This is a genomic window from Solirhodobacter sp., from assembly GCF_964715405.1.
In genome coordinates, this window is the sequence record NZ_CBAICG010000039.1 from 22,881 (window position 1) to 30,295 (window position 7,415).

At 64.9% G+C, this 7,415-nt stretch carries 9 protein-coding genes and 1 tRNA gene; 5 read left to right on the top strand and 5 right to left on the bottom strand.

What is annotated here, in order from left to right; all coding sequences use genetic code 11:
• Positions 1 to 13: 13 nt before the first annotated feature.
• Positions 14 to 1,000, bottom strand: a complete 987-nt coding sequence (locus tag AC11WY_RS15150; RefSeq protein WP_482926974.1) for a complex I NDUFA9 subunit family protein — start codon at positions 998 to 1,000, stop codon at positions 14 to 16.
• A 158-nt stretch (positions 1,001 to 1,158) separates the two neighbouring features.
• Between AC11WY_RS15150 and AC11WY_RS15155 the strand changes: the two genes are divergently transcribed.
• A tRNA-Leu gene (locus AC11WY_RS15155) sits at positions 1,159 to 1,243 on the top strand.
• Between the two features lie 135 nt (positions 1,244 to 1,378).
• On the opposite strand, the gene AC11WY_RS15160 is transcribed toward AC11WY_RS15155, so the two are convergent.
• Entirely contained in the window at positions 1,379 to 1,864 is a 486-nt protein-coding gene (locus AC11WY_RS15160) for an autoinducer binding domain-containing protein (protein ID WP_482926976.1), read from the bottom strand.
• A 119-nt stretch (positions 1,865 to 1,983) separates the two neighbouring features.
• Here AC11WY_RS15160 and AC11WY_RS15165 point away from each other — a divergent pair, with 119 nt between their 5' ends.
• The 4 genes from AC11WY_RS15165 (at position 1,984) to AC11WY_RS15180 (ending at position 5,703) form a co-directional block, all read left to right on the top strand.
• Positions 1,984 to 2,562, top strand: coding sequence for a helix-turn-helix transcriptional regulator (locus AC11WY_RS15165; RefSeq protein ID WP_482926978.1), 579 nt, complete (start codon positions 1,984 to 1,986; stop codon positions 2,560 to 2,562).
• A gap of 140 nt (positions 2,563 to 2,702) precedes the next feature.
• Complete coding sequence (locus AC11WY_RS15170; RefSeq protein ID WP_482926990.1) at positions 2,703 to 3,404, top strand: LuxR family transcriptional regulator; 702 nt, start codon at positions 2,703 to 2,705, stop codon at positions 3,402 to 3,404.
• Positions 3,405 to 3,488: 84 nt separating this feature from the next.
• Positions 3,489 to 4,127, top strand: a complete 639-nt coding sequence (locus tag AC11WY_RS15175) for an acyl-homoserine-lactone synthase (protein WP_482926980.1) — start codon at positions 3,489 to 3,491, stop codon at positions 4,125 to 4,127.
• Positions 4,128 to 4,659: 532 nt separating this feature from the next.
• Positions 4,660 to 5,703, top strand: a complete 1,044-nt coding sequence (locus tag AC11WY_RS15180) for an IS5 family transposase (RefSeq protein ID WP_482926982.1) — start codon at positions 4,660 to 4,662, stop codon at positions 5,701 to 5,703.
• 414 nt (positions 5,704 to 6,117) lie between these two features.
• Here AC11WY_RS15180 and AC11WY_RS15185 read toward each other — a convergent pair whose 3' ends face one another.
• The 3 genes from AC11WY_RS15185 to AC11WY_RS15195 all read right to left on the bottom strand — a co-directional run bounded on the left by AC11WY_RS15185 (position 6,118) and on the right by AC11WY_RS15195 (position 7,298).
• Complete coding sequence (locus tag AC11WY_RS15185; RefSeq protein WP_482926984.1) at positions 6,118 to 6,291, bottom strand: Pam3-gp28 family putative phage holin; 174 nt, start codon at positions 6,289 to 6,291, stop codon at positions 6,118 to 6,120.
• Positions 6,292 to 6,342: 51 nt separating this feature from the next.
• Positions 6,343 to 6,864: a carboxypeptidase gene (locus AC11WY_RS15190; protein WP_482926986.1), complete on the bottom strand. Its 522-nt coding sequence runs from the start codon at positions 6,862 to 6,864 to the stop codon at positions 6,343 to 6,345.
• A 212-nt stretch (positions 6,865 to 7,076) separates the two neighbouring features.
• Entirely contained in the window at positions 7,077 to 7,298 is a 222-nt protein-coding gene (locus tag AC11WY_RS15195) for a hypothetical protein (protein ID WP_482926988.1), read from the bottom strand.
• Positions 7,299 to 7,415 lie beyond the last annotated feature (117 nt).

The following is a 7,415-nucleotide window of genomic DNA, read 5'->3' on the forward strand; positions in this document are numbered from 1 at the left end:
CTTGCGTTGCCGGTCAGGTCTTGCGGATGCGCTTGGCCGAGTCCTTGATCGCGGCGTATTGCCCCGACGGGCGGAACCGCCACAGGTATTCCGGCAGCACCGCCATCACGGGCGTCGGGGCGATGCCCAGATCGGCCAGCCCCCTAGCACCCGGCGCCACCACGTTGTCCTGGTGCAGGCTGCGCACCTGATCGGCGGTCAGCGTGCCGTTGTGCACCAGACCCAAGGTCAGCGACTGCACGAGGTCAAGCCCGTGCCCCATGATCGAGGCGATCCAGAAGGGCACATTCAGCACCAGTCGGCGGCGTTGAATCACGCCCAGCATCGCGTGCATCCACACGCGGAAGCTCATCACATCGGGGCCGCCGAGTTCGTAGACACCCGCGGGCGCCTCGCCCAGCACGCCCTTCGCGACCGCCAGCGCCACGTCATCGACATGGACCGGCTGAAACTTCGTGCCAGCCCCCACCACCGGCAGGATCGGCCCCAGCGTCGCCATCCCGGCGAAGCGGTTGAAGAAGCCGTCCTCGTTGCCGAAAATCACCGACGGCCGCAGGATCACCGCGCCCGGGAACGCCGCCCGCACCGCCGCCTCGCCCGCCGCCTTGCTGCGCCCGTAGGCGCTGGCTGAATTCGCATCCGCGCCGATCGCCGACAATTGCACCAGATGCGCCAGCCCCAGTTCCGTCGCGATCCGCGCCACGCGCGCCGCGCCCTGGGCCTGCACCGCGTCGAAGTTGTTGCGCCCGCGCGCGTCGAAGGTGCCAACGCAGTTCACCACCGCATCCGCCCCCATCAGCGCCGCGCGGACCGAGGCGTCATCGCGGATGTTGCAGGGCACCGGTTCAACCTGCCCGACAACGCCGTAGGGCCGCACGAACAGCGCCTCGTTCGGGCGGCGGACGGCGACGCGCACACGCCAGCCCTCAATCGCCATCCGCCGCGCGACGTAACGCCCAACAAACCCGGATCCGCCGATGATGGTCACCAGTTTCGACATGTCGCCAAGCCTCCGTATCCAAGGGTCGCGCGCGGGGATTGCCGCTGTTGCATAGCCTTCCGGGCTGGTCCGGACAAGTCGGGATTCGAACACGCAAATTCCTGGCGCACCCTGTTGACAGCCCCCGCGCGGCCCGATACATCGCGCTCCACGACATCGCCCAGATGGCGGAATTGGTAGACGCGCTGGTTTCAGGTACCAGTGCCGCAAGGCGTGGAGGTTCGAGTCCTCTTCTGGGCACCATAAACTTGGCCTACCAACCGAGTTTCCCGCAAGATCGTTGAAATCTCAGGGCTCGCTTCGGCGGGCCCGATTTTTTTCCCGCTGCCAACCCTGCCATCGGGCTGCGGCGGCTTGTGGGCGGCACGAACGATGGGCTCAGGGGCCGACGTGCTCGTTCAGGTTGCGCAGCGCGTGGAGCGTTTCCGGCGAGGCCAGGTCGATCCCCTCGGTTGCATCATGGAGACCCTCCACGACGGTGACGGCGTGTTCGGTCTCGGCGGCATCCAGTTCGCGGTCAGGCCGGGCGAAGAACCCGAGCGTTCGCGCTTCGGGGGCGCCAACGGACACGCCGATACCGTAGCGCAGACCATAGTCTGCGGCGCGCATGAATATCCCGGCATCGTCCTGCGACAGAAGGTCGGACCATCGGCAAATGCCGGTATGCGTCATGCCCCAGCGGACGGTGGGATCCTGGTATCGCAGCCCGAGGCTGTCATACTGTTCGACCCAGGCAGCCGGATAGCTGTGGTAGACAAGCGTCGGGTTGGCAAAGCGGATTCTGACGCCGATCGCGAAACGACAACTTTCCATTGCGCGAAGCTCGCGCAGGAGTTGACTGACGTGTTGAACCTTCTCCATCATGGTCTAGCCGTGCGCAGGGTTTGATGCTCCGGGTCTTCGATCGGTCCGACCCTCAGCGTAGAGTGTACACATGCGCAATGGAATGGTAAATCACAGTGCCCCCGCCCATCGATGATCGCGTGCTCTCGAAACTCTCACCCGGAGGGTATTATCTCGCCCTTCGGGTCGGGTTCTATGCACCCGAGCGGGAACTGAACGGCTTCCCGTCCGCATGGACCGCCCACTACACCCGTGAGGGGCTGGCGCTCGTCGATCCTTACATGCAGTGGTGCCAGAGAAATCTGGGCATCACGCGATGGAGTGCCGTCGATCTGCCGGACCCGAGCGGGGTCGTAGCCGCGTACATGCGGTTTGGCCTCCTGTTCGGTGCGTCCGTCGCGATCGGCGGTTCCGCCGCCGTGCCCAAGCGCAGTTTCGGCGTCTTCGCTCACCCCCAACGGGAGTTTCGGGATGACGAACTGTCCTTCCTGCACCGCGCGCTCGGTCAGCTTCACGACGCCGGCAACGACGTGCTGACCCCGGCACAGGCCGCCGCGTTGCGCCTTCTCTCGCAAGGCAAGCGCCAGAAGGAGATCGCCATGCTGCTGGGGATTTCGATCAGTGCCGTCAAGGCGCGCCTCAAGAGCGCCGCACAGCGACTGGGCGCCAGCACGCCCATCGAAGCCGCCTCGATTGCGGCCAGCGGCGGAATGCTTTGAGCCGCAAGGCCGCGCCTGGCCTTGCCGCGGGCGCGAGGCGCACGGTGCAGTAAGTCGTACAAGTCTGGTGATGGTGTTGCGCAAGCTGAAAGCAAGCGGTGCCGCCAGGTGGGGCCCGCCAAGGAGCAGTCACGATGGCCCTGAACATCATCGACCTCAGCGCGGTATCGGGCCGCGAGGAAAACTTCACGGTATTCCTAGATCAACTCTGTCAGCGCCTGGACCTCGACTTCGCGTCCTACGCCATGATCGGCCCCTTCAGCGGCACGATTCAGGGCTATGCGAACTACCCCGAGCCCTGGAAGAACCACTACATGCGGCAAGGGCTGCACCGGGTCGATCCGATCCTGCACAAGGCCGGGCGAAGCATCGCCCCGGTGGACTGGACACGGTTCGAACGGGATGACTCGTTCCGGTCGGTGTTCTTTGCCGCCGACGATTTCGGCATCACGCCGCAAGGGCTGACCGTTCCCATTCGGGGGCCCTACGGCGATCGGGGATTGCTCAGCGTCACCCGGGCCTGTCCGGCGCCGGAATGGGAGAAGCTCAAGGCCGTGATCGTCGGAGACCTGCAACTCGCGGCCGTTCATCTACACGATTCAGTGATGCGCTCGTCGATCCTGTCTCGTGTATTCAACAGACCTAACTTGTCGAATCGCGAGATCGAGATCCTTCAATGGGTCGCGGCAGGCAAGCAACAACAGGATATCGCGGACATCCTGTCGATATCTCACCGCACGGTCGAGGTTCACCTTCGGTCCGCGCGGGAAAAGCTGGGCGCTCTGACCACCTTCCAGGCGGTGGGGCGGGCGATAGGCTCAGGGTTGATCTTTCCCTGCTAGGCCTTTTAGCCTACGGGATAACCCGTATGGAATAGAGTTCCGATTAGGCAAATACTTTCCCCTGCCGCCACAAGGGGAAAGACCATGATCCATATTGTCGACTCGCTCAATGCGCACGAATTCCGTGATCTTCTCGATGACATGCATCGGCTGCGCGCGCGTGTTTTCTGCGATCGCCTGGGCTGGGATGTGATCGTGACCAACGGGATGGAGCGCGACATCTTCGATGATCTCGATCCCGCGCATGTCATCAGTGTCGATCACGAGGGCCGCGTCGTCGGCTGCATGCGTCTTTTGCAGACCACCGGGCCGCACATGCTCACCGATGTCTTTGCCTGCCTGCTGGACGGCGAGCCGCCGCTGCGCAGTTCGACCGTGTGGGAGGCGACCCGGTTCTGCGTCAACACCGCGGTCCTTGACCGTGGCACATCGCGAAACTCGATTTCCTACGTCACGAGCGAGGTGATGATCGGCGCGTTCGAATACGGCATGAGCGCCGGTATCACCGATGCGGTTGCCGTGATCGATCCGGTGATGGACCGGGTGATGAAGCGATCCGGCAACGGCCCCTATGGCTATCTCGGCTCGCCCAAAGCGATGGGGAAGGTGACGGCGCTGGCCGCCCTGATGGACTGCTCGAAAGAGCGCGTCGAACGGTTGCGGGCGTTCTCCGGCATCCGGCACGACGTCTTCCAGCCGCAGAAGGTCGACCTCGCGGCCTGAACCGCCCCCGGTCGCGAAGGCCCGCCGGGCAAGCCGCGATGGCGGGTTCGGCGGGCGGGACGAGTGACTGCCGCTCGAGGCGGAACCAGCCATCCGCCCCCGCCGACCGAGAGCCCCGGCACCGAAAGATGACCGCGCGCGCCATCCGGATCGCGACGGTCCGAGACCGCGGGATCACCTGCCGCAGCGCCCGTCCGCGCTGCGCGCAGGGCGGGTCGTGGTCGCTGCTGCAACCGGCGCGTTGATCCTGGGCGGGGGCGGATGAGAGACTGCGGCGGGTCGCAATCCAGGCAGACGAAAGCGCCCGTCAGGCGGGGGGGCGGGGCCGCGCGGACCCACAATCGTACGCCGCACCCGGTCCCGGCCGATCCACCGCAAAAACCGCGGGTGGCAGGGCCAACGGTCATCGCGCCGCCCCATCCCGGTCATCGCGTCGCCCGATTCCATTGTTACCCATGGGCACCTCGAAAAATTGCGCCTGATCTGACGGCGGTGTAGATATTGGGTCAGCATTGGACGGAGGCCGGTTGTCATGGCGCAGATGGGTTTCTTTGATCTTTCAGATCGTTACGCGAGCCTGGATGCGAAGAAGGACCCGCTGGTCGAGATCAATGCCGTGGTGCCGTGGGAGGAGTTCCGGCCTGTGCTGGAACGGGTCTGGCGCAAGCCGGATGCAGAACGGAAATCCCGCGCGGGTCGCAAGCCGATGGACGCGGTTCTGATGTTCAAGGCGCTGGTCCTGAGTGCGCTCTACAACCTGTCGGATGACCAGATCGAGTATCAGGTCCGCGACCGGCTTTCCTTCATGCGGTTCCTCGGGCTGGGTCTCGGGGACCGGGTGCCCGACGCCAAGACGGTGTGGCTCTATCGCGAGGCCTTGGCGCAGGCGGGCAAGGTGGAGGAGATGTTCGGGCTCTTCGACGGGCACCTGGCGCGGCAGGGCTATATCGCGCGGGGCGGTCAGATCCTTGACGCGTCCATCGTGCCGGTGCCGCGCAACCACAACAGACGCGAGGAAAACGCGGCGATCAAGGCGGGCGAGACGCCGGAGGGCTGGGCAGATGAGCCCGCAAAGCGGTCGCAGAAAGATGTTGATGCGCGGTGGACCAAGAAGCACGGCAAGTCACATTACGGCTACAAGAACCATGTGAACGTGGATCGGATGCACAAGCTGGTGCGGCGTTACCATGTCACCGATGCCGCCGTGCACGACAGCCAAGTGGTGGGTGAATTGCTGACGCGGGGCAACACCGGCTCCGGTGTCTGGGCCGACGCCGCCTACCGGTCAGCGGAGATCGAGGCGACGCTGAAAGCCAGAGGGCTGACCAGCCACATTCATCGCAAGGGTAAGCGGGGCAAACCGCTGACCGAGCAGGCCCAGAAGAGCAACCGCACCAAATCCAGCGTGCGGGTCCGGGTCGAGCATATCTTCGGCGCGCAGGCCAATGACATGGGCGGCACCATCGTGCGAACCATCGGTCTCGCGCGGGCCAAGGCAAAGATCGGCATGAAGAACCTTGCCTACAACATGCGCCGTCTTGGGCAACTGCAGCGCCTCAACCCGTGCCCGGCATGAAAGAAGTGCGACCGGAAATGCGGATCAGGCCGCGATCCGTGCCGTCTCGCAGCCAAGAGACCGCATGACAGATACAAAACCACCCACCAGCCCGCCTGTCAGCAGTCCACTGCAAACTTCAAACCGGTCGCACCAAGCTCCGGCGCTGAAAACGGGCAAAAATCGAGGTGCCCATAGGTCACCTCAACATCAGTCGGACGAATACTGCTTGCCTGTGCACGTCGATAGGGCGGCCATCTGAGTTTGAAGGCCAGTCCATTTAGCGGTCATCCGTGCTTGGTGCCGGACAGATTGGTGCGGACTGCACCAGCTTTGGGTGCGTCCCGCCAACCCGTGACGGCCTCGTCGGCGACGAATGCCAATTCAGAGTAGATCATGGCGGTGCCGACCCCTGGCCGGGATCGGCGCCCTTCTTCACCCCAAGCGGAATCGCTTGTCGATGACAGACCAGATCACGCCAGCGATCGACACCCCTGCGCCGACGAGGGTGTCGGCCGAACTGGCATCGAGAGTGCCGCGAGCGACGAGATAGCCGCCGCCGAGGGTGAGAACGTGGCGGACCACGCCGAGGATGGCCGGGGAAAGCATGGAAGTCTCCTTTTCAGGTTGGGGTGGGTAAAGGGGAAGCTCCCGGCGCCGTCAGGTGGCGGCGAGCGCGTTCTCGAAGGCGCGGGCGTGGCCCGCGATCAGGTCGGCGCGATCGAGGCCGTTGATGATGCGGCGGGCGGCAGGGTAGGCGCCGGGCAGGAAGTCCGAGAGTTTTCGGCCCGTGAACCAACCCTCGGCCGACCCGCGCACTAGGATGGCCGCGGCGATGTCTGGTCGCAGGGCGAGATCGTAATTCGCGATCAGCGCGCCGTTCAGGGCCAGACGTGAGTCCGCCCGTTCATAGTTGCTGTCCCAGGTGAGTTGGACATAGCCGCGCCCGTATGGCACCTGCCCGCCGTTGCGCCCCGGCACACCGTAGGGCCTGCTCTTGCCGCGGCCGTATTCGCGGATCGGCTGCATCGTGCGATCGGTTTCGTGGAAGGCTGTCGCCAGCAGGTAGGCACGATGCGACAGCGGCAATGTCGCGGAGGCCGCGAGGATAGTGTTCATCCCGTCGACCTGCGGTTGGGTCAGGCGGCCGCCGAACAGCGGCCGGATCAGTTCGAAATTCATTGCGTCAGGCCCCAAGAAGAAGCCCGGCAACAGCCGGGCGATGGGTGGCGGGATCAGGGTGAATCGGTGCGGTCAGGGCAGCAGGACATGCAGCAAGCCCAGCGCGAGCGCGGCCAGCCAGACGCGGGCTTCGCGCCAGAGCCGGTCCCGCAGCCGATTTCCGGGGCGACGTGTGTGCCTGCCCGGGCGGTCGGGGTCATCGCGTGGTGCCGTCATCGCGGTTGATCCTCATTCTCTGACGGCGCCTTGGTGCGCCGCGCACGGATCAGGTCGATCAGGAACCCTGCGATGCTGATGCCGCCGAGCCCCATGATGAAGGAGGCGAACCCGGCACTGTCGCCCTTGGGCGAGAGCTTCGCCACGATCGGGTCCAGCAGCGGATCGGTCAGCGGCCCGAGGTAGATTGCGTGTTCCACGGGATGATGGGCAGTCATTCCACGGGATGATGGGCACGGATTCCACGCGAAGGTGGGCAGCTATTCCACGGGATCGTGGGCAGGTTTGACCGGCAATCAAACGGCATAGGTGTTGGCTGGTGAACGGCCAGGAGC